This is a genomic window from Streptomyces hygroscopicus subsp. hygroscopicus (assembly GCF_030269125.1).
Classification (GTDB): domain Bacteria; phylum Actinomycetota; class Actinomycetes; order Streptomycetales; family Streptomycetaceae; genus Streptomyces; species Streptomyces hygroscopicus_C.
This window is the reverse complement of the sequence record NZ_BSSM01000001.1, coordinates 195,598-216,653: the sequence shown is the minus strand read 5'-3', so window position 1 is coordinate 216,653 and position 21,056 is coordinate 195,598. Positions and strand designations below refer to the sequence as shown.

Sequence of the window (21,056 nt, the reverse complement as noted above, 5' to 3'; positions counted from 1 at the left end):
GATAGTAGGGTGATCATCGCAGGGTGTCAACGGCTTATATTCGTCAGATGAGTTGGGAAATCTGATGCCGGTGCCGGGACACGGACCCGGCTGTTCCGGACTTCCTGTGCGACGGTGATTTATTTCCCCATACGATGACGGACGACCGCAGGTGAACGGGCGGTCCCGACCGATTCGATGCAGGAGGAAAACGTGACCGAGCGGACGTCCGGCGAGCCAGTCAAACAGCGGAAGAACGGCCTTGACCGCGGGATCAGCGATGAACTCGCCGCCAACATGAACCAGGGCTGGGCCGACACCGAGCGCGACGACCTGCGGCCGATACCGCAGGCCGCCCACACCGCCCGCCGCCGCGCCGCGCTGTCCGCCCGCTTCCCCGGCGAGCGCCTGGTCGTCCCGGCCGGCCGGCTCAAGGTCCGCGCCAATGACACCTACTACCGTTTCCGGCCCTCCTCCGACTACGCCTATCTGACCGGCGACCAGACCGAGAACGGCGTGCTGGTCCTGGAGCCCCTCGCGGACGGCGGCCACGCCGGGACCGCCTATCTGCTGCCCCGGTCGGACCGCGAGAACGGGGAGTTCTGGCTCTCCGACCGCGGCGAACTGTGGGACGGCCGCCGCAACAGCCTCACCGAGAACGCCCGACTGCTCGGCCTGCCCTGCGAGGACGTCCGCACCCTGCCGGACGTGCTGCGCGAGGCCACCGGACCGGTCCGGGTGCTGCGCGGTCACGACGCGGTCGTCGAGGACGCCCTCAGCGACAAGGTGACGGCCGAGCGCGACGAGGAACTGCGGGTGTTCCTCTCCGAGATGCGTCGCGTCAAGGACGACTTCGAGATCGCCGACCTGCGCTTCGCCTGCGAGGCGACCGCGCGCGGCTTCGAGGACGTCGTACGGGTCCTCGACCGGGCGCAGGCCACCTCGGAGCGCTACATCGAGGGCACGTTCTTCCTGCGCGCCCGGGTCGAGGGCAACGACGTCGGCTACGCATCGATCTGCGCCTCCGGTCCGCACGCCACCACGATCCACTGGGTGCGCAACGACGGCCCGGTGCGCCCCGGCGACCTGTTGCTCCTCGACGCCGGAGTGGAGACCCGCAACCTCTACACGGCCGACATCACCCGCACCCTGCCGGTCAGCGGGACGTTCACCCCGCTCCAGCGCAGGATCTACGACGCGGTGTACGAGGCCCAGGAGGCCGGCATCGCCGCGGTGCGCCCTGGCGCCGGGTACGGCGACTACCACCGCGAGGCGCAGCGCGTGCTCGCCGAACACCTCGTCTCCTGGGGCCTGTTGGGCGACCTCTCGGTGGACAAGGTCCTGGAGCTCGGCCTCCAGCGCCGCTGGACGATGCACGGCACCGGGCACATGCTCGGCATCGACGTCCACGACTGCGCCGCGGCCCGCAGGGAGATGTACGTCGAAGGCACCCTGGAGCCCGGCATGGTCCTGACCGTCGAGCCGGGCCTCTACTTCCAGGCCGACGACCTCACCGTGCCCGAGGAGTACCGGGGCATCGGCGTGCGCATCGAGGACGACATCCTCGTCACCGAGTCGGGCAACGAGAACCTGTCGCTCGCGCTGCCCCGCCGCTCGGAGGAGGTCGAGGCCTGGATGGCGGGACTCGCGGACTGACACGACTGCCGCCGGCCGGGCGTGCGCGCGGGCCGGCGGCTGTGCGCGGAGGTGGGCCGGCGGCCGTAGGCGGGTGCGGGTTCCCGGTCCCGGTCGTGGTGCTGGGACCGTCGCCCAGGTCGGGGGCCGCGGGAAGGTGTGGTCGTGGGCCGGCTGTCGTGTGCGGGGGCGGACGGTCGGCCCTTCGTGGGTGTGCTCGCGGGCGGGTGCGCGGTGTGCCGAGCGCCCCGGGGACGGTGTGCGGGTCGGCGGTTGCGCGAGGGGGTGGGTGGCGGGTCCCGGGCCGGTGCGGGTTCCCGGTCCCGGTCGTGAGACCGCGCCCCGTCTCGGTCGGGTCGCCTGCCGGGCCGTCCCCGACCGCCCCGGCCGGCCGCTGGTGGGCGCGCGGCGCGCGGACCGGCCCGAGGGCTGGGCCGGGCATGCCGGTCGTTCACGGTGTTCGGCGCGGTGGCGTGCACGGCTCACGGGCCGGTCGCCGGACTCCGTGCGGCGGCAGGCGTCGCTCGCGGGCCGGTCGGCGGGGCCCGTACGGCAGCGCGGTCGGCTCACCGGCCGGTCGGCAGGGCCCTTGCCGTGTACCGGTCGGCCCGGTGCCGCGGTGTCAGCGGGATCGCGCATAGAAGGCCGCCAGCAGGCGCGGTGTCTGATGTCGGTAGAGGTCGGCGAGGCGGGCCGAGGGGAGACCGGATTCGCGCAGGGCGGTGACGAGGCGGGCGGCGAGCAGGGAGTTGCCGCCGATGTCGAAGAAGTTCTCGTCCAGGCCGGCCTCCAGGCCCATCGCCCTGTCCCAGCAGGCGAGCACCAGGGCCTGGGTGTCGTCCACCGGGTCATCGGTCCGGTCGGCGCGGGGGACGGGGAGGGCCGCCACGTCGAGCTTGCCGTTGGGGGTGAGTGGCATGGCCGGTACGGCGGTGAGCGTGGCCGGGAGCATGTAGTCGGGCAGGGCCGCGGCCAGCCCGCGCCGGACCTCCTCGGCGTTCCAGGGGCCCGCGTCCGGGGCGGGCACGACATAGGCGTCCAGCCGGTCCAGGGCCGGGTCCCCGGGTGCGGGCCGACGGACTACCACGGCGGCGGCGAGCACCTCCGGCCGCGCCAGCAGCACCGCGCGGATCTCGCCCAACTCGATCCGGTGCCCCCGGAGTTTGACCTGCTGGTCGAGGCGGCCGAGGTGTTCCAGGGAGCCGTCGGGCAGCATGCGCCCGAGGTCACCGCTGAGGTAGATCCGCTCTCCGCCCACCGGATCGGCGACGAAGCGCCGGGCGGTCAGCTCCGGGCGGTTGACGTACCCGAGGGCGACACCCGCCCCGCCCACCGCGATCTCACCCGACGCACCGGGCGGCAGCGGCCGCCGGTGCGCGTCCACCACGCGGACGGACCAGCCGGGCAGCGCCGGGCCGACCGACCGGGAGGCGGCGGCCACCAGTTCCCCGGTGATCTCCTGTGCCGTCACATGGACGGTGGTCTCCGTGATGCCGTACATGTTCACCAGCCGGCACTCGGCCGCCGGATGCACCGCGAACCAGCGTCCCAGGCCCGCCGTGTCGAGGGTCTCCCCGCCGAACACGACCAGCCGGAGGGAGAGTTCGGTGCGCGCGCGGCACTCCAGTTCCACCAGTTGCAGGAAGCTGGAGGGCGTCTGGTTCAGCACCGTCACCCCCTGCTCGGCCAGCAGCGCGCGGAACTCGTCGGGAGCGCGTCGTACGGACTCCGGTACGACGACCAGCCGCCCGCCCGTGAGCAGGCATCCCCAGATCTCCCACACGGAGAAGTCGAACGCCACGGAGTGGAACCAGGTCCACACGTCGTCGGGGCCGAAACCGAAGGACGGCGCGGTCGCGGCCACCAGGCTGAGCACGCTCCGGTGCGCGACCTCGACGCCCTTGGGCCGGCCCGTCGAGCCGGAGGTGAAGATGACGTACGCCGGGTCCGCACCGCCGACGACCGCCTTCCGCGGCACCGGCGCCGGGGCGGCGTCCCCGAGCCGCCGGGCGGTGACGGCGGGCAGGCCGAGGGGCCGTACCCGCTCGGCGTCCTCGGTGACGACGAGCGCCAGGCCGCTGTCCCCGGCCATGAACGCGAGCCGTTCGTCGGGCACGTGCGGGTCCATGGGGACGTAGACCGCCCCGGACTTGAGAACGGCCAGCAGGGCGGCGATGGTTGCCGCGGAACGGTCCAGGAGCACGCCCACCCGGCTGCCGCGGACCACACCGGCCGCCCGCAGCCGGCCGCCGATCTCGTCGGCCCACTCGTCCAGTTCCCGGTAGCGGACCCGCCCGTCGGCATCCGCCACGGCCACGGCGTCGGGAGTGCGCTCGGCCTGCGCGGCGAAGGCGGCCGGGATGCTCGCCGGAAGGTCCACGGAAAGCTCCGGAGCGCGGCCGAGCGACACGGACTCCCGCTCCCCGTCCGGTCCTTGGAGCGGTATCTCGGCGAGCGTCCGGTGCTGCCGCGCGGGGTCCGTGAGCTGGTCGCGCAGATGGCTCACGCCGGCGCCCAGCCGCTCCGCCAGCCACGCGGGTACGTCACCCGGCCCGGCGGTCACCGAGGTCCGGCCGCCGTCGGGGTCCCGGGTCACGACGAGCGACGGGTGCCCGGCGTCCTCCTCCGCGGCTTCCACGAGGAGCCGGGCGGGAACGTCCTGACCGGCCGGTGCCGTGACCTTCTCGTAGTGGCGCAGCAGGGCTTCCCGGTACGCGCCGACGGTCGTCCCTTCTTCCGCCCGGACGTCCACCGCCTGGTAGTCGCCGAGGCCCACCCGGACCTCGACGTCCCGCTGTCCGGCGAAGCGGGAGACCGCGAGCACGGCCGCCGCCAGTAAGTCCTGTGGTGGATCGACCGGGGTGCCGGCCCCGGCGTTCGACGACCGCTGTGCACGCATCCGCTCCAACTCCCAACGTCCTCGAAGATCGTGTCGACCGCGCACGGGGGAACCGCGGCGCGTGGATCAGGCTCCGCCGCCGAGTTCCTTCTCCAGGTGGGCCATCAGCGGCCCCCACTGCTCGGTCAGGTACATGTGGCTGCCGGGAAGCTCGAAGGAACCGAACCGGCCCGTCGTGAAGTCCCGCCAGCGGGCCGCGGCTTCGGCGTCCACGAGCGCGTCGCGCTCGCCGCGCACGGTGACGACGGAGCAGGAGGCGAGGGGGTCGGCGGGGGGCTCGTACGACTCGTGCGCGGTCACGTCCGCGCGCAGGGCCGGCAGGATCAGTTCGCGCAGTTCGGGGTCCTCGGGGATGGACCGCGGCTCGCCGGCGTTCAGGCCGACCTGGTTCAGGAGGCCCTCGTCGGGCAGGTCCGCCGCACGCGTCCAGGGGATCTCGCCGGGGGCGGCGGATCCGCTGGCGAAGAGGACCAACTCCCGGGTGGGGCATTCCACTTCGAGGAGCCGGGCCAGCTCGTACGCGACGATCGCGCCGAAGCAGTGCCCGAAGAGGGTGATCCGGCGCCGGTCGGCAACCGCCGTGATCGCGGCGGGGAGTATGGCGCGGGCGAGCCCCGGAACGCTGTCGACGGGTTCTTCGAACAGCAGCTTCTCCTTTCCGGGCAGATCGATCGGGGCCACGTCGAAGACGGACGAGGCCCCGTTCCAGGGGGCGAAGAAACTGGGTCCGCCACCGGCCGGCGGAAAGCAGAGCAGGATGTCCGAACGGGAACCGTCCATGCGTGGTCAACCTTCCGAAGGGCTGAACGTGTCGAGGTACAGGCGCAGTTCTGCTTCCAGCGCGGCGATGATGTTCTCCTCGCGGCGGAATCCATGGCCTTCGCCCTCGAACAGGAGATGGGTGCGCACCAGGTCCGGGTTCTTGACGCGGGCCAGGAAACGATCGCACTGGGCCGCCGGGCAGACCGGGTCCTCGGCGCCGTGGAAGAGCGCGAAGGGCGTGGTGACGCGCTCGGCGTGGTGGATGGGGGAGCGCTCGACGAAGCGTTCCGGGACCTCGTCCGGGCGGCCGATCAGCCCCTCCACGTAACGCGATTCGAAGTCGTGGGTCTCACCCGTGACGGTGGCGGCCGCGTCGAGCAGCGGGTAGTAGATCGCCGCGCACGCGTAGCGGCCCCCGGCGAGCGGAGAGGCCAGGGAGGCCGCGGCGGTCCAGCCCCCGGCGCTGCCGCCGCGGATCGCCACCCGCGCGGGGTCGGCCAGTCCCTCCGCCACGAGCGCCGAGACGACGTCGGCGCAGTCCTGGACGTCGCCGACCCCCCATTGGCCGCGCAGCCGTTCCCGGTAGGCGCGGCCGTAGCCGGTGGAGCCGCTGTAGTCGACGACCACGACGCCGATGCCCCGTGAGGCGAAGTAGGCGATCTGGACGTCGAGGGCCTTCGGTGTCCGGGCGGTCGGGCCGCCGTGCACCCACACCACGAACGGTGGCCTCTCACCCTCCGGGCCGGTGAAGTCGGGGTTGCGGGGACGGTAGAGGCACGCCTGGATCTCGCGTCCGTCCGCGCCCTCGAAGGTGCGCGGCTCCGGCAGCGGGCAGTAGGCCGGATCGAGGCCGGCCCCGGGGGAGGCGGAGACGACCTTCGGGGCCAGGGTGCGGGCCGACGTCTCCACGACCTCGTAGCCGGACGCCGGTCCCGCGGCCACACCGAAGACGCGGTCGCCCCGTACCGCCAGCGTGGGTGCCCACTCGGTCCACGGCCCCGCCACGTCGGTCAGCGTCCCCGTGCCGGGGTCGAGGATGCCGAGGGCGAGCCGACCGTGCCCGTGCAGGACGGCGATCCGGCCGTCCGGAAGCACCCGGAACCATTCCATGCCCACCTGCCACAGCGCCCCGGCGAACTCCTCCCGGGCCGGGTACAGGTTGCGCGCCCGGCCCGTGGCGGCGTCCACCCGGTGCAGGTTCCACCAGCCGCTGCGGTCGGTGCTGACGATCAGCTCGTCGGCGGTGTACCACTCCACCTGGGCGATGGACTCGCGGGACGCGACGGCCTGCCCGCCCCCGTCCGACGTGAGCGTCAGCGTCCGCCGCTCGCGCAGGCCCCCGCCGGCATCGACCTCGGCGAGGTGCAGCGCCGTCGCGTCCCACGGCATGTCCGGGTGATCCCACGACAGCCACGCCGCCCGTCCGCCGTCCGGCGACAGCACCACACCCGTGAGGAACCGGGGCCCGTCGTCGGTCAGTTCCCTGATCCTGCCGCGGTCCCGGGCAGCCGAGCCGTCCAGCGGTACGGCCGCGAGGACGCGGCGGACATCGCCCGGCTGCGGACCCGTGTGCTCCTCCAGGACGCACCAGACCTCACCGCCGCCCGGCCCGACGCGGGGCGCGCACCAGCGCAGCCTGCGTCCCTCACCCGCCGCGGCCACCGGCGTCAGCGCCCGGGGCGCCTCGTCGCGCGCCGGGGCGTACGCGTACAGCCGTTGGTCCGCGTGATGCGTGAACACGACGAGCGGGCCCCCGGTCGCGCGCTCGTGACAGGTCCAGGGCCGGCCGCCGTACTCGTGCACGCTGTTGCGGACGTTCCAGGGCGCGGGCAGCACGTCATGCTGCTGTCCGTCGCGCAGGCACAGCAGGGCCTGCCGGCCGCCCTCGCTCGGGCGCAGCTCGGTCCACCACACCTCGTCCCCGACGCAGCCGAGCCATTCGGCCCGGCCGGGGTGTGAGGCGGCCGCCTCCTCGGTGACGGGGGAGGACCAGGTCCCGTAGGGGGCCGGGTGCGCGGGGCGGGTCATGGTGAGCCTTTCGTCGGCGGCTTCGAAGTCAGCCTTCGAACCAGATGGCGCTGCGGTCATGGAATTCCTGGTCGCGGTCGTGGCAGCAGACGTCCTTCTTCCGCGCCAGCAGATGGGTGCCCGCCCGGGGGTCGTCGCTGTCGTGCAGTCCGCAGGACGCGAGCAGTTCCCGTACTTCCGCGCACCGCTGCGGACCCGCGAGGAGGACGGCGCCGTGCGGGACGACGAGGTCGGCCAGCGAGCCGATCAGCCGGGCGGCCGGTACCTCGTCCAGCTGGGGGCAGGCCGGCTCGACGTAGGCGCCGGGGAAGCGCCGACGGCCGCCGAGGGCCGCCGGGTCCTCGCGGACGACGTCGTGCGCGGTCACCCCGAGCACGGCGAGCCCGCGCCGCGCGAGCGCCGCACGGAGCGCGGCCTCGACCTCGCCGACGGCGAGGACGCAGGGGGCGATGCCCGGGTTGGCCTGGGCGGACATCGAGGCGAAGAGGGCGAACTTGTTGAAGGCGAGGGCGAGGGGGCCGGTCCCGGGGGCGGGCGCGGGCTCAGTCTGCTGAGGGTTCACCGATCTCCTTGAGGAATTCCAGGATCGCGGCGGCGATCGTGGCGGAGTGGCCGGTCGGGACGTGCGCCGCCCCGTCGATCTCCAGGTAGCGGGCGTCCGGCATCGTCTCGACGGCGCGCCGGAGCAGGGCCGGCGGGAACATGCGGTCCCACTCGGAGGCGACCACCAGGGCGGGGACCGTGAGCCCGGCGAGTTCGGTCAGATGGTCCTCGCGGGCCCACTGAAGGGTCGCGGCGGTCTGTCCGACCACGCCGGCGTCGGCCGGCCCGGCGATGATCTCGGCCGTCAGCTCCCGCGCCTCGGCCACCGCGCGGGCGTCGTGCCAACGCGTGGGCGGGACCAGCCCGTCGGCGGCGAGCCAGCGCAGCGCGGCCGGGGGCGGCGGGTCCAGCTTGTACAGCTCCGCCGTGGCTTCGAGCACCGGTACGGCGGCGGGGGAGAGGTCACCGCAGCCCTGGAGGAAGGTGACGGAGCGGACCAGGTCGGGCCGGCGCAGGGCCACCGCCTGGGTGACGAGGCCGCCGAGCGACGACCCGATCACGTGGAAGGGCCCCATGCCGAGGTGTTCCATCAGACCGATGGTGTCCCCGACCAGGTCCTCCCACGTGTACGGGGCGGCGGGCACCGCCGAGGGCGGCATGCCCCGGTTGTCGAAGACGACGGTGCGGTAGCCGGCCGCCAGCAGCGCCGGCACGGTCTGCATCTCCCAGACGACCGACGACTGACCGGAGCCGGCGACATGGAGCACCGGGGCGCCCCGGTCGCCGTCGACCGCGTACGAGAGGTCCGTTCCGTTGATCCTGGCGAGTGGCACGACGGCGAACTCCATGGGGCTGGGCGGTGGGGGGTGGTTCGGCACGGCTCGTTTCGCGTGGCCGGGGGGCGGGGCGGACAGCGGAGGGCGCCGCGGATCACCTCGTACCCGGCGCCGGCCCGGAGCTCCGGGCGATGGTGCGCAGGAGGCCGGCCAGGGTCGGCGACCGCAGGAAGTCCCGCAGCCCCACCTCGACGCCCAACTCCCTTCGGAGCAGCCCGACGAGGCGGACCGCGCGGGTCGAGTTGCCGCCCACGTCGAAGAAGTTGTCGTCGTCGCCCAGCTCGTCCCGCTCCAGGACCTGGCAGAGGAAGCGGGCGACCTCGGGCCGCCGTGCGTCCTGTCCGGCCGGTGCGGCGGGCTCGGCGGCCACCCGGCCGAGCCCGGCGAGCCGGGCGCGGTCGGTCTTGCCGTTGGCGGTCACCGGGATCTGGTCCACGATCGCCCACAGCCCCGGCACCATGTACGCGGGCAGCCGCTCGTCGAGGAACGCGCTGAGTTCGGCCGTCGAGGGGGCGGAGCCGGGGTCCTCGGGGACGCACGCGGCGAGGAGTTGCCTGCTCACGCCGCCGTCGTCGCCGACCACCACGGCCGCGTCCCGCACCCCGGGGTGTTCGCGCAGCGCGGCCGCGATCTCGCCGGGTTCGATCCGGAAGCCGCGGATCTTGACCTGGTCGTCCACCCGGCCGAGGAACCGCACCCGGTCCCTGGAGTCCAGGCGGACCAGGTCGCCGGTCCTGTAGAGGCGTTCGGGGACGTCCGCCGAGAAGTGCCCGAAGCGCTCCCCGGTCCCGTCCGGGTCTCCGGCGTAGTCGAGGGCCAGCCCGTCCCCGCTCACGTACAGCTCCCCGGCGGCTCCGGGCGGGAGCAGCCGGCCGCGCTCGTCCAGGACGTGGACGCCGGAGCGGGGCACCGGGACGCCGATGGGCAGCGGGTCCTCGACGTCCTCGGCGCGTCCGACGGTGTGCACGGTGGAGAAGGTGGTGTTCTCCGTCGGGCCGTACCCGTTGGTGACGAGCAGGTGCGGGTGACGTGCGAGGAGTTCGGCCACCTGGCGGGCGGGCACCACGTCCCCGCCGGTCAGTACGTGCCGTACGCCGGTGAACCCGTCCGGGGCGAAGTCGGCCACCAGCCGGAACAGCCCCGACGTCAGCCAGCACACCGTCACCCCGCGCCGCCGCAGGAAGCCGCCGATCTCGCCCGGCGTGGGCAGCCCGGCCGGCATCACCTCGATCGCCGCGCCGGACAGCAGCGGGCCCCAGATCTCCAGGGTCGACGCGTCGAAGCTCAGCGGCGCGAACCGCAGCATGCGCTCGCCGGGGCCGAGCCGCAGGTAGCGCACGTCGTGCACCAGGCGGGCGACCGCCCGATGCGGGACGCGCACGCCCTTGGGCGTACCGGTGGAGCCCGAGGTGAACGCGAGATAGGCGACCCGGTCGGGGTCCCCTTCACCGGCCGGCCGCACGGCGGTGTCCTCGGCGCCGGCCGGCCACGGCTCCACCAGCGGCAGCCCGATCTCGCCCAGCCGTCCCAGATCCGCCCCGGGCCGAGCCACCACCGCGGCGGGCTTCACGCGCTCGAACATCTGGTCGACACGGCCCGCGGGCAGGGCCGGATCCATCCCCAGGTAGGAGGCTCCGGCCCACAGCGCGCCCAGGACGGCCACGATCTCGGCGACCGACCGGTCCAGGGCGATCACCACGGTGTCCCCGGTCCTGACCCCGACGGCGTGCAGCCGCGCCGCCTGCCGGGCCGCCGCGTCGGCCAACTCGGCGTAGGTGAGGGTCTGTCCGCCCTCGCGCACGGCCGTCGCCGAGGGCTGCCGTTCGACCTGGGCGAGGAACAACTCCTCGACCGTCTGCGCCGGATACGGCTGCTCGGTCCGGTTCAGCCGGTCGAGCCGGTCCCGTTGGGGCGGGGACACGGCCCGCACGTCTTCGAGGATCTCGGTCACCGAGTCCTGCGCCAGACGTGCGACGGCCTCCCCGAAGTCGGCGAGGAACGCCTCCGCCTCCGCCGGAAGCAGCACGGCGGTCGCGTACTCCAGGCTGCCCGCGAAGGAGGGATCGCTGTCGCTGACGAACAGCGTCGCGTCGAACTGCGAGCCACCGCCGTGCAGTTCCTCGATCCGCACGGCGAGATCACGGGTGGCCAGCTGCCGGGGAACCAGCTGGTCGTGCATGCCGAAGCAGAACTGCACCAGCGGGTGGCGGCTGGTGCTGCCGCCCATGCCCAGCCGGGTGACCAGCGCGTCGACGGGCAGCGAGCCGTGTTCGAGGCTGAGGGCCAAAGAGCGCTGCACGGCGCGCAGGTAGTCGCCGATGCCGTGGTCGTCGTCGACGTCGACCCTGACCGGCACCAGATTGCCCGTCACCGCGACCAGTTCGCGCAGTTCGGGGGTGGTGCGGCCCGCGAGGGGCACGCCGATCAGCAGCCGCCGGGCGCCGGTGTAGCGGCTGAGGGTGAGGGCGTAGCCGCCGAGGAGGAGGGCGAAGGGGGTGACACCGCACTCCCTGGCCCGCGCGGCGATCCCGGCGGAGGTCTCGGCGCCGAGGTCGAAGGGGGCGCGGGTGCCGGACGGGTCCTGCAACTCCGGACGCCGGCGGTCGGTCGGCAGCTCCAGCACCGCGGGGACGCCCGCGAGATGCCGCTCCCAGAACGTGCCCTGCCGGTCCCACACCCCGCTGCGGGAGAGGTGCTCCTGATGGTCCAGCAGGGACTGGAACCGGGGGGCGGGCGCCAGCGGCCGGTCGGGGCGGTCGTAGGCGTCGAAGAGCTCGCGCAGCAGCAGGCCGACCGACCAGCCGTCGAGCAGCAGGTGGTGGGCGATCAGCACCAGGGCGTGGCGGTCGCGTCCGGCCGACGCGAAGAGGAAACGCAGCGGGGGAGCGCCGGCGAGGTCGAACACCACCCGCCCCTCCCGGGCCGCCGCCGACCGGTCGAAGGAGTCGAAGTCCCCGTCGCGCTCCGCGTCGTAGGCCAACTCCTCGACCGAGACCGTGAACTCGTCGTCCACCTGCCGGTCGACCCGGCCGTCCACGTCCACGAAGCGGGTGCGCAGGTTCTCGTGCCGGCGGCCCACCGAGGCCACCGCCGCGGCCAGCGGCTCCCGTCGGAGGGGGCCCTCCGCGAAGGCGAGGAAGACCAGGTTGTACGGCGAGCCGCCGACCGCCCGCTCGGTGAGCCACATGCCCTGCTGCGCGTGCGACAACCGCCCCTCTCCAGGGGCGGGTTCGTCGATCCGGCGCCGCTCGCCGGCGGGAGCGGGCTCGGCGCCGGGACGAGGCTCCCCGGGGCCGGTCGCGGTCCCCGCTCCGGCCGCGTCCGCGAGGACCGCGTGCAACGGCTCGTCCGCCAGCAGCCGCCCGAGGGGAACGGCGACACCGAGCTTTTCCTCGGCGAGCGAGACCAAGTGCATCGCCCGCAGGGAGTCGCCACCCAGTCGCACAAAGCTCAGTTCGGCGAGTGCGGCCGTGTCCGCCTCCCCGGGGAGTACCGAAAGCGCGAGTTCCTCAAGGAGATGAGCCATCCTGCGACTCCTTAGGGCGTTCAGATGCTCAGGTGGGCAGGAATAAATGTTTTGACAAAATCCGGAGTGGCCGCACGCATGAGGGCAGGCCGGACCGGCAGGGGTAAGAGGAGATTAGTGGCAGATGGTTCGGGAGCTAATCACGGACCGTCGCGGGGAGTCAACAGCCGCCCCGTCAATAGCCCGAGGCGACTTCTACTCAAGGCGAAGTCGACATAACGGGAAATCGGGACATCTCCGCACGGTCGCGGGTTTGACGATGATCCTCTTGCCTCGCTCTCGGCTGTGTGTTTGACTGCATCGATCATTCGGGCCGGTGTCTGTGATGGATCTGTGCGCGACGGGGGATCTACCCATGCCTCATGTTCGGCATCTTGGCGAGCCAGAAACGACGAAAGCCGCATTAGCGATTGAAGCGGAGCCAGGTGTTCCCGGCTCCTGGGACGACATTGTCGCCGCTACTCCCGCACCCGTCCCCGCGACCACGACGGATCGCTGGTTGCGTCTCGCGCCGAAGCGTCTGCCGGGGGAACGCGTCACCATCTCCCTGCGCGGGATGTCGGGTGAGCCGGAATTAGCGCTCCACGGCTCGGTGATGACGGGTCCTTCACCGAATACGCGCATCGATCCGTATTCGATATTCTCGGGAGCCTCGTCCTATCAGGGCCTGGCGACCGGGGGTCCGCACCCTTGGCGGACGCTCGAACCCGAGGACGTCTATCCCTGCCTGCTCGTGCTGATGCCGCATTACGAGGCGCTCCCGTTGGGCAGGCTCGCGAAGGACCCCGACGCCTGCGGCGTGCTGCTGGAGCGGCTGCGGCAGTGGGCCGGCGACCAGGGGCTGCGGAGCATCGCCTTCGAGTACCTCGCCCCGGAGGCGGCCGTCCTCACGGACGCCCTGCGTGCGGCGGGATGGCCGGTGGTGGAGTTCGCGGCCCGCTGCGACCTCCATGTCACCTGGTCCGACTTCGATGGCTACATGGACACCCTGTCCTCGCGCCGCCGGGTGCGGGTGCGCCGTGAACTGCGCGCCCTCGACGAGGCCGGGGTGCGCGTGGCCACCCGCGCCCTGCGGGACGAGGAGCCCGAACTGGTCGACCTGCGCTGCCAGCTGGTCGTCAAGTACGGGGGGACCGCGGACCCCGCCAAAGAGGCGTCGATGATCCGCCGGCTCCGGTCCTGCTTCGGCGACGACGAGATCACCGTCGTCACGGCCGAACGCGGGGGAAAGACACTGGGATTCGGCGTCTTCGTCCAGGACGGCGAGACGTGGATGCCCACGCTCGCCGGGGCGGACTACACCGACCCCCACTCCCGGCTCACCTATTTCGCCACGCTCTTCTACAAGCCCATCGAGCTGGCACCCGAGCGGGGCATCCGGATCATTCCTTACGGCCTCGGTTCATGGCAGGCCAAGCAGCTGCGAGGATGCGTCGCCGCCCCGCTGTACGGCGCCGCTCTGCGCCTTGACGGCCACCTATAGCGATCCTTGACGGGCATATACAGGGAAAGGCCCCATGACAATCGAAGACGAACGGGCCATTCGAGAGGGAAAGTCTTTCGATGAATCGGTCTGGCAAACTCACGCGTTCTGCCTGATCAGTCCGGACAGTCTGCGCGAACAGCGAGTCGGCGCCATACTCGACCATCTCGCGGTCGCGGGTTTCAGACCCGTCGGGTGGCGGGAAGTGAGAGTGACCGCCCAGCAGATCGACGCCATCGCCGAGATTCAGAACGTCGGCGCCGGGAGCACATTCCGCTATCGGGCCCTCGACGCCCTCTTCTCTCTCGGGCCCTCGGTGGCCGTCCGGCTGCTCGACGAAGTCTCGCGCACGGCCGAGGAGCGATACGCCGTTCTCCACGAAATCAAAGGCGGCACGCCGCCCCGAACGCGTCCCGGTTCGATCCGGCACGAGGTCGGCTCGGTGAACGCCATTCTGAGCCTGCTCCACCTGTCGGACAGCCCCGCGAACGCCGCCCGGGAATCGGCCGCGATACTCGGCCCGGAACCGCTCGCGGCATTCCACGACGGCGGGACGCTCGACGGGTACCTCTCGGTGCTCGCCCGGACCCAGCCCCGGGAATCCCGCGACCACGTCGCCGTCCTCGGCGCGCTGCGCGGCCGCATCGTCGCCGCGCTGTGGACCGACCTCACCGACGAAGGCCGGGCCCTCGCCGACCGGTTGGCCGCCCGCGGCGAACTCGCCCGGCCGGACGCCGGCGCCCGGCTCGCCGGACTGGTCCGTCCCGAGGCCGCCGCCCACCCGCTGCTCGCCGTCCTCGCGCACCCCTTCGACCCGAGCGCGGCCCCCTGGGACCTGTCCGAGGTGGACCTCGTGCTCCGGCGCCACGGCTGCGCGTGCGACTCCTGGGAGACCGCGGTCCTGACCACCTCGCAGTACTTCGAGCCCGTCCTCACCACGAAAGGCGCGCATGGACACGCAGACCGCGATCATGACCTTGGGACGGACTGAGCCGCCGTCCTCGACCGTCGCCGCCGCCCTGAACACCCTGGACGGCGAGATCACCCCCGAGGATCTGTACGCGATCCTCTCCCGCTCGAAGGTCACCCGCCTCGCGCACGCAGCCCTCGACGGCCACACCGGCTCCGCCTGGGCGGACCGGCTGCGCGAACTCCTCGCCGAGGAGGTCCGCCAGGACGACGCCTGGCAGGCCGATGCCGCCCCGAAGATGCGCGAGGTCGTCGCGGCCGTCGAGGAGTTCGGCGGACACATCATCAAGGGACTGTGCGCCCAGTCGGTCTACCCCCGCCCGGAACTGCGCCATCTCGGCGACGTGGACGTGCAGTTCCCGCAGTGGGCCGCCGCCCGGCCACTGGTCGACTGGCTGCGCGAGCGCGACTGGGTGTACGACACCGACGAGATGCCCTGGCTCAAGTGGCATGACAACGGTTCCCTGTACGGCCAGGTCTCGCTCGTCTACCCGGACAACGAGAACCCGTACGCCCGCGTCGACCTGCACATCGGCTCCTTCTCGGTCGGCCACGCCGGACTGCTCCCGCTCGTCGGCTGGCGCTCGGGCACCGCGCTCGGGCTGCCCGCCACCGTGCCCAGCGTCGAGACCTCGATCGCGATCACCGCCGCGCACGCCCTGTGCGACCAGATGCTGTCCGTGAAGGACGTCAACGACCTGCACGCCCTGGTCAGCCACACCACGCCCGACTGGGTGTCGGTGAGCGAGCTGTGCCGCTCGGTGCGGGCCGAGGGCGCCCTCGCCCGGGTGGTCAACGCGGTCCGCCAGGCCTACCCGGAGAGCACCGCCGTACTGCCCCCGGACCTGGGGGAGGAGACGGGCCTGGAGCTGACCCCGCCGGGAGCCGAGGCACGGGCCGAGGCGTTCGCCTCCCTCGCGTACGAGGACGAGCGCGCACGCGGCGCCGGAGAGGCGGCCGCGACCGCTCTCGCCGACTCCGCGCGCCGCTACTTCTCCGCCGACCTGAGCCCGCGCGTCGCGGACCCGGACGGCGGCGCTGCCCCGGGTGATCCGGGACGGGACCGCTGCTGGCGGCTGGTGCCGCGGGAGGTGTGGGAGCCGCTCGCCGGGACCGGGACCGGGGCCGACGCCCCCGCGGAGGTCACGAGCACCGAACTCGCCGCCGGCATCACCCTGTTCGGTGCCGCGAACGCCTGGGCCGTGCGGTACGGGAACGACGTGCTCGTGCCCACCGTCTGGGGTGGGATCAGCCGGGAGAGCCTCGCGCTCGCCCGCCGCCTCACGGCAGGGCCGGCGTGATCGACCTCAGCGGATCTCCCGCCCCCTGGCCGGACGAGGCCACCCGGCTGTGGGCCGACCGGGTCGCCCTGGCGGCCCGGCAGGCCGACCTGTGGACCGTGCCCGCCCCGCGGGGCGACGAGGTCCTCCGGGAGGCGCTGGCCGCACGACTCGGGTTACCGGCCGAGCAGTTGACGATCACGTCCAGTCTGCGGGCCACCGCGCTGACCTATGCCCGGCGCTTCGGGCACGTGGTGCTGGAACGGCCCACCTACCCCGGCGTCGTACCCGTCCTCGCGGGCGCCGGCGCCAAGGTCACCCGGGCCTCCTGGGACGAACTCCTCAAGGGCGCCGTCGGCGGCCCGCCCCGGGACACCGTGCTGTGGCTCACCTCGCCCGGACGCAACCCGGACGGCGCCACGCTCACCGACGAAGGCCGCGACCGTGTCACGGAGTTGGCCGCCGAGGGCTACCGCGTCGTCGTCAACGAGACGTACGCCTGGTTCTGCGGCCACGCCGGCACCCCGGCCGGGGCCGACAGCGCCGGCACCCTGCACAAGCTCCGGGGCGTCGGCGCGCGCCTCGGCTGGATGGCCGGACCCAGCTGCTTCGAGGAGGCGTTCCCCGAACTGCTGGGCACACCGCCCTCGCCGGTCTGGCAGCGGGCCTGGGGCCTGTTCTTCCGGGACGGCGGTCTCGACCTGCTCCGGGACGGCCTGCTGGCCGAAGTGGACGCCGCCAAGGCCGCGTTCAGGGACCGGCTGGCCTCGGCGCACGGCATCGCGTTCCCCGCCTTCGACGGGCCCAACGCGCTGATCCCGCTGGCCGCCCAGGCGCCACCGGAACCCGGGGCCCCGGCCGCCGAGCACGTGGAGGAGTCCGCGCTCGCCGCGTTCCAGGAGGAGGGGTTCAAGGCCGTGGCCGCCCGGCACTTCGACGCCGACCGACCCGCGCTGCGCGCCACTTTCCTCGGGGTCGGCGCCGCCGAGGCCATACGCTTCGCCGACGCGGTGGCCCGCTCGCCGCACACCGCACTCCGGCTCCGATGTCAGGGACACACATGACCAACACGACACCAGCACTGCCCGCCGACCTCCTCGACCGGGCGCTGCGCGACAGGGGCGTCGACCGGTTCGCGGGCGTCCCCTGCTCCTACTTCGCCGGCCTCATCCCGCTGCTCCAGCGGGACGGCCGCTACGTGGCCTCTGCCAACGAGGGCGCGGCCTTCGCCACCGCCTGCGGCTTCTCCCTCGCCGGTTCGCCCGGTGCCGTACTGGTGCAGAACTCGGGCCTCGGCAACCTGGTCAACCCCCTCACCTCGCTGGCCGCCCCGTACGACATCGGTGTGCTGATGTTCGTCAGCCACCGGGGCGACCCGGACGGGCCGCCCGACGAGCCGCAGCACCGGCTGATGGGTGCCGCGACCGTCCCGCTCCTCGACGCGCTCCGGGTACCGCACTGGAAACTGTCGGGCGAAGCCGCCGAGCTGGGCCCGACCCTGGACGCCGCCCTCGACGCGGTCCGGTCCGGGCGCACCGCCGCTCTGGTCGTCCCGCGCGGCGTGATGCAGAAACCGGGCCCCGCCGGGGAAACCCCCGAGACCCCCGAACGACCGGGCACCCAGGACGTGGTGGCCGCGCTCGGCGCGCTGCTCGAAGACGAACTGGTCGTCTCCACCACGGGGTTCACCTCCCGCTGGCTGTTCGCCGGCGCCGACCGGCCCGGCAACTTCTACATGCAGGGCTCCATGGGCCACGCGATCTCCCTCGGCCTCGGCCTGGCACTGTCCCGCACCGACCGGCGGGTGTTCGTGCTCGACGGCGACGGCGCGTGCCTGATGCACATGGGCGCGCTCGGCACCGTCGGCGCCCAGGCCCCCGGCAACCTCGTCCACGTGGTCCTGGACAACCAGCAGTACGAGTCGACCGGCGGCCAGCCCACCGCGGGCGCCCGCACCCGGTTCGAGGACGTCGCCCGCGCGAGCGGCTACCGCTGGGGCGGGCGCGTCACGGCCCTCAGCGAGCTGAAACCCGCCCTGGAAAACCTCGGTTCGCGGCCCGGACCCGCCCTGCTGGTCATCGAGACCACGGCCGGCGCGGGCGCCGCGCCCCCGCGGGCCACGGCCAGCCTGGAGCCCGAGGCGATCCGTACCCGATTCATGACCGCGGCCGCCGGCTGAGCGCCCTACCCGCCCGCCGCGGCACCACCGGACACCCCCCTCCCGAAGGACTTGAGACCATGACCGTGCACGACACCGCCCTGAGGCCGACTCCCGCCACGTCCGTCGGAGTCGGCGTCCACGACGCGCTCACCGCGCGGATGGTGCAGAGCGCCGGCTTCGACCTGCTGTGGCTCGGCAGCCTGGAGGTCTGTTCGCGCTTCGCCATACCCGACCGCAACCTGCTCACCCCGACCGAGATGACCTCCGTCATCCGCGAGGTCAGGGCGGCCACGACCCTCCCCGTCTACGTCGACGCCGACAACGGCTACGGCAGCGACCTGACCGCCGCCCGCGCGGTACGCGCCTTCGAGGACGCGGGCGCCCACACCGTCGTCATCGAGGACAACGTCTTCCCCAAGCGCAACTCGCTCGCCGCCGACGAGTCCCGCGACCTCATGGACACCGAGGAGTTCGCCCAGCGCCTGGAGCGGGTGACCGCCGAGCGCAAGAACCTGCGCATCGTCGCCCGCTGCGAGGCACTGGTCGCCGGACTGGGCGTCGACGAGGCGGTGCGCCGCATGCGCCGCTACGCCGAGACCGGCGTGGACGGGCTGTTCGTGCAGGTCAACAAGAAGTGCAAGGACCAGCTCTTCCCCGCCCTCGAACAGGTCCGCGGACTGCTGCCGATCACCCTCGCGCCCACCTCGCTGCCGGAGGTGCCGCTGGAGAAGTTCGCCGAGTACGGCGCGACGACCGTCCTCTTCGCGAACGTCGTCGTGCGCCGCATGCTGGCGACGCTCCCCGGCATGCTCGGTACCCTGCGCAGCGAGTGCCTCCTCTCCGCCGTCGAGCCGGACATCGCCCCGGTGGAGCAGGTGCTGCGCATGACCGACGAGCGAGTGGGCTAGCCTCCGATGCCGGCCACAGGCATACGGATCTCCTCCCACACCCGGATCCCGGACCCGCACGGCTGGGACGCCGTGGTCGCCGCCGCGGGCGCGCCGGTCTTCTACCGGTCCGCACTGCTCACCTCGTACGCCGCCCGCCCCCTGCAACCCACCCTCGACGTCCGTTACCTCACCGTCGGCTCCGGCGACGACCTGGCCGCCGTCATGCCGCTGTACCTGGTACCGGCCCGGGACCCGTTCGGGAAGCAGACCACCGACGGCCCGCCCTGGGCGGTGAGCCACTTCTGGCACTGCTACGACACCCGGCTGCCCCTGCGGCACGGGGAGAAGGAGCTGGTGGAGCCGCTGTGGGACGCGATGCGGGCGCAGGCCCGTCAGTGGGGCGCGGCCGAGTTCGGGTTCATCAACATGGCGCTGGACTCACCGCTCACCCCGCTCATGGAGAGCAGGGCGCGCCGGGTGCCGCGCAACCACCGCTTCCGCATGCCCCTGACGGCCGTCGGCGGCTTCGCCGAGCACCTCGAACGGCTTCCCGGCCGGGTACGGCAGGACGCGCGCCGGCAGCTGCGGCTCGCGGCCAGAGCGGGGATCACCGGACACGTCTACCGCGACCCGCTGCCCGAACGCGTCGTGCGGGACGCGTGCCGGCTGCTCAAGCTGACCGCCGACCGCTACAACCCCGGCTACTACGAACAGGGGCCGCTGTCCCACCTGTTGACGAACGTGGGCGCGCCCGCGTGCGTCTTCACCCTGGAGGACGCGGGGCACGTCGTCGCCGCCTCGGTCTCCTTCATGGACGGACGGACCCTGCACAACTGGGCCATCGGCGTGGAAGGCGAGGTGCGCCGCGACTTCAGCCCCTACCTGGTGCTGTTGGAGCTCTCCGTCGACTACGCGGTGTCCCAGGGCTGTGAGGTCATCGAGCTGGGCCGCACCAACCCGGCGTGGAAGCAGCGTTTCGGCGCGGAGCCCGTCGAGCTCGTCTCCTGGATGTGCAACTCGGAAGATCGAAGGGAATTTTCATGACGAAGCCGGCCACAGCGCTTGCTGAGGTCTTCGACCAGGGCATACCGGTGCTCGCCGTGCTCGGCGCCCAGCGCGCCGGTCTCCTCGCGGCGCTCCTCGAACGGGCCGCGAGCGCCGAGGAGTTCGCGGCCGACCTCAAGCTGGACCCGCTGGCCACGCGGCTCACCCTCAACGTCCTCGTGCACAGCGGGGCGGCCGTCCACGCGGACGGCCGGTACCAGGCCTCACCCGAGCTGGCCGAGCGCGCCCGCAACGCCCCGGGCGGCGTCGAGCTGCACCTGAACCTCTTCGACCACCTGCCCGAGCTGCTCGTCTCCGGCAAGCCGCTGCTGTCCATGGACGGCACGCTGGAGGAGCGGGGCCGCCACTACGCCCAGGTCGCCCAGGGACTGGGGCACATGTACCCGGCCGCGGCGGCCGAGCTGGCCGCGGCGCTGGAGGGGGAGCCCTACGGCCTGGGCCGGGGTGCCCGCTCCGTGCTCGACCTCGGCGCCGGCTCCGGCGTGTGGAGCCTCGCCGTTGCCGCGCGGATGCCCGAGGCCCAGGTCACCGCCGTGGACCTGCCGCCGGTCCTCGAAGGACTGCGGCACAACGCGGCCGACGCCGGCGTCGAGGCCCGGGTCACCACGCTGGAGGGCAGCTACTTCGACGTCGACCTGGCCGACGCCGCCCACGACCTGGTGATCCTCGGCAACATCCTGCACCTGGAGACCGCCGGGGACGCCGAGCGCCTGGTGCACCGGGCCGCCGCCGCCGTCAAACCGGGCGGGACGCTCGCCGTGATCGACATCCTCGGCGACGGGCCGTACGAGACGAACCCGGTGCGCGCCCAGTACGCCCTGTTCCTGGCCGCCCGTACCAGCAGCGGGGCCATGTACTCCCGCGCGGAGGTGGCGGACTGGCTCACCGAGGCGGGCCTCACCGGCATGCGGACGGTCGAACTCCCGAGCGCTCCACCGCACTTCACCTGCCTCACGGCCGTACGACCGCTCTGACGAACCGAAACCCCTGAGAGATCGAG

At 73.0% G+C, this 21,056-nt stretch carries 15 protein-coding genes; 9 read left to right on the top strand and 6 right to left on the bottom strand.

Going from position 1 to position 21,056, the window contains the following annotated elements; translation table 11 throughout:
• Positions 1–177: 177 nt before the first annotated feature.
• Positions 178–1,635 (top strand): aminopeptidase P family protein, encoded by a 1,458-nt coding sequence (locus QSK45_RS00985; protein WP_285552231.1) that lies wholly within the window; start codon positions 178–180, stop codon positions 1,633–1,635.
• Between the two features lie 601 nt (positions 1,636–2,236).
• Here QSK45_RS00985 and QSK45_RS00980 read toward each other — a convergent pair.
• The 6 genes from QSK45_RS00980 to QSK45_RS00955 form a co-directional block, all read right to left on the bottom strand.
• Positions 2,237–4,513, bottom strand: a complete 2,277-nt coding sequence (locus QSK45_RS00980; RefSeq protein ID WP_285552230.1) for an amino acid adenylation domain-containing protein — start codon at positions 4,511–4,513, stop codon at positions 2,237–2,239.
• A gap of 66 nt (positions 4,514–4,579) precedes the next feature.
• Positions 4,580–5,293, bottom strand: a complete 714-nt coding sequence (locus QSK45_RS00975) for a thioesterase II family protein (RefSeq protein ID WP_285552228.1) — start codon at positions 5,291–5,293, stop codon at positions 4,580–4,582.
• 6 nt (positions 5,294–5,299) lie between these two features.
• On the bottom strand, positions 5,300–7,303 hold the full coding sequence (locus tag QSK45_RS00970; protein ID WP_285553353.1) for a S9 family peptidase: 2,004 nt from the start codon (positions 7,301–7,303) through the stop codon (positions 5,300–5,302).
• Between the two features lie 28 nt (positions 7,304–7,331).
• The gene (locus tag QSK45_RS00965) at positions 7,332–7,865 is read right to left on the bottom strand and encodes a hypothetical protein (RefSeq protein ID WP_285552226.1); all 534 of its coding nucleotides are present in this window, start codon (positions 7,863–7,865) and stop codon (positions 7,332–7,334) included.
• On the bottom strand, positions 7,846–8,679 hold the full coding sequence (locus QSK45_RS00960) for an alpha/beta fold hydrolase (RefSeq protein WP_285552224.1): 834 nt from the start codon (positions 8,677–8,679) through the stop codon (positions 7,846–7,848). The genes QSK45_RS00965 and QSK45_RS00960 overlap by 20 nt, the downstream gene beginning before the upstream one ends.
• Positions 8,680–8,776: 97 nt before the next feature.
• Positions 8,777–12,208, bottom strand: coding sequence for a non-ribosomal peptide synthetase (locus QSK45_RS00955; protein WP_285552221.1), 3,432 nt, complete (start codon positions 12,206–12,208; stop codon positions 8,777–8,779).
• Between the two features lie 739 nt (positions 12,209–12,947).
• Between QSK45_RS00955 and QSK45_RS00950 the strand changes: the two genes are divergently transcribed.
• Genes QSK45_RS00950 through QSK45_RS00915 form a run of 8 tightly spaced genes read left to right on the top strand, consistent with a single transcriptional unit; the run spans position 12,948 to position 21,030 of the window.
• Entirely contained in the window at positions 12,948–13,691 is a 744-nt protein-coding gene (locus QSK45_RS00950) for a GNAT family N-acetyltransferase (protein WP_285552219.1), read from the top strand.
• A 34-nt stretch (positions 13,692–13,725) separates the two neighbouring features.
• Positions 13,726–14,682: a nucleoside-diphosphate kinase gene (locus QSK45_RS00945; protein ID WP_285552217.1), complete on the top strand. Its 957-nt coding sequence runs from the start codon at positions 13,726–13,728 to the stop codon at positions 14,680–14,682.
• On the top strand, positions 14,642–15,961 hold the full coding sequence (locus QSK45_RS00940; protein WP_285552215.1) for a nucleotidyltransferase family protein: 1,320 nt from the start codon (positions 14,642–14,644) through the stop codon (positions 15,959–15,961). The genes QSK45_RS00945 and QSK45_RS00940 overlap by 41 nt, the downstream gene beginning before the upstream one ends.
• The gene (locus QSK45_RS00935; RefSeq protein ID WP_285552213.1) at positions 15,958–17,004 is read left to right on the top strand and encodes an aminotransferase class I/II-fold pyridoxal phosphate-dependent enzyme; all 1,047 of its coding nucleotides are present in this window, start codon (positions 15,958–15,960) and stop codon (positions 17,002–17,004) included. Before QSK45_RS00940 ends, QSK45_RS00935 begins: the two co-directional genes overlap by 4 nt.
• Positions 17,001–18,119 carry a phosphonopyruvate decarboxylase gene (gene aepY, locus QSK45_RS00930; RefSeq protein ID WP_285552211.1) on the top strand — a complete coding sequence of 373 codons (1,119 nt, stop codon included), beginning with the start codon at positions 17,001–17,003 and terminating at the stop codon, positions 18,117–18,119. The genes QSK45_RS00935 and aepY overlap by 4 nt, the downstream gene beginning before the upstream one ends.
• Positions 18,120–18,178: 59 nt before the next feature.
• Positions 18,179–19,009, top strand: a complete 831-nt coding sequence (locus QSK45_RS00925) for an isocitrate lyase/phosphoenolpyruvate mutase family protein (RefSeq protein ID WP_285552209.1) — start codon at positions 18,179–18,181, stop codon at positions 19,007–19,009.
• Between the two features lie 6 nt (positions 19,010–19,015).
• Positions 19,016–20,035 carry a GNAT family N-acetyltransferase gene (locus QSK45_RS00920; protein ID WP_285552206.1) on the top strand — a complete coding sequence of 340 codons (1,020 nt, stop codon included), beginning with the start codon at positions 19,016–19,018 and terminating at the stop codon, positions 20,033–20,035.
• The gene (locus QSK45_RS00915; RefSeq protein ID WP_285552200.1) at positions 20,032–21,030 is read left to right on the top strand and encodes a class I SAM-dependent methyltransferase; all 999 of its coding nucleotides are present in this window, start codon (positions 20,032–20,034) and stop codon (positions 21,028–21,030) included. Before QSK45_RS00920 ends, QSK45_RS00915 begins: the two co-directional genes overlap by 4 nt.
• Positions 21,031–21,056: the final 26 nt, after the last annotated feature.

Bases quoted from the DNA above. Each gene is read 5' to 3' on its own strand.
- QSK45_RS00980 (WP_285552230.1), bottom strand. From the start codon at position 4,513: ATGCGTGCACAGCGGTCGTCGAACGCCGGGGCCGGCACCCCGGTCGAT.
- QSK45_RS00915 (WP_285552200.1), top strand. From the start codon at position 20,032: ATGACGAAGCCGGCCACAGCGCTTGCTGAGGTCTTCGACCAGGGCATA.
- QSK45_RS00985 (WP_285552231.1), top strand. From the start codon at position 178: ATGCAGGAGGAAAACGTGACCGAGCGGACGTCCGGCGAGCCAGTCAAA.
- aepY (WP_285552211.1), top strand. From the start codon at position 17,001: ATGACCAACACGACACCAGCACTGCCCGCCGACCTCCTCGACCGGGCG.
- QSK45_RS00920 (WP_285552206.1), top strand. From the start codon at position 19,016: ATGCCGGCCACAGGCATACGGATCTCCTCCCACACCCGGATCCCGGAC.
- QSK45_RS00950 (WP_285552219.1), top strand. From the start codon at position 12,948: ATGCCGCATTACGAGGCGCTCCCGTTGGGCAGGCTCGCGAAGGACCCC.
- QSK45_RS00975 (WP_285552228.1), bottom strand. From the start codon at position 5,293: ATGGACGGTTCCCGTTCGGACATCCTGCTCTGCTTTCCGCCGGCCGGT.
- QSK45_RS00970 (WP_285553353.1), bottom strand. From the start codon at position 7,303: ATGACCCGCCCCGCGCACCCGGCCCCCTACGGGACCTGGTCCTCCCCC.
- QSK45_RS00940 (WP_285552215.1), top strand. From the start codon at position 14,642: ATGGACACGCAGACCGCGATCATGACCTTGGGACGGACTGAGCCGCCG.
- QSK45_RS00945 (WP_285552217.1), top strand. From the start codon at position 13,726: ATGACAATCGAAGACGAACGGGCCATTCGAGAGGGAAAGTCTTTCGAT.
- QSK45_RS00955 (WP_285552221.1), bottom strand. From the start codon at position 12,208: ATGGCTCATCTCCTTGAGGAACTCGCGCTTTCGGTACTCCCCGGGGAG.
- QSK45_RS00925 (WP_285552209.1), top strand. From the start codon at position 18,179: ATGACCGTGCACGACACCGCCCTGAGGCCGACTCCCGCCACGTCCGTC.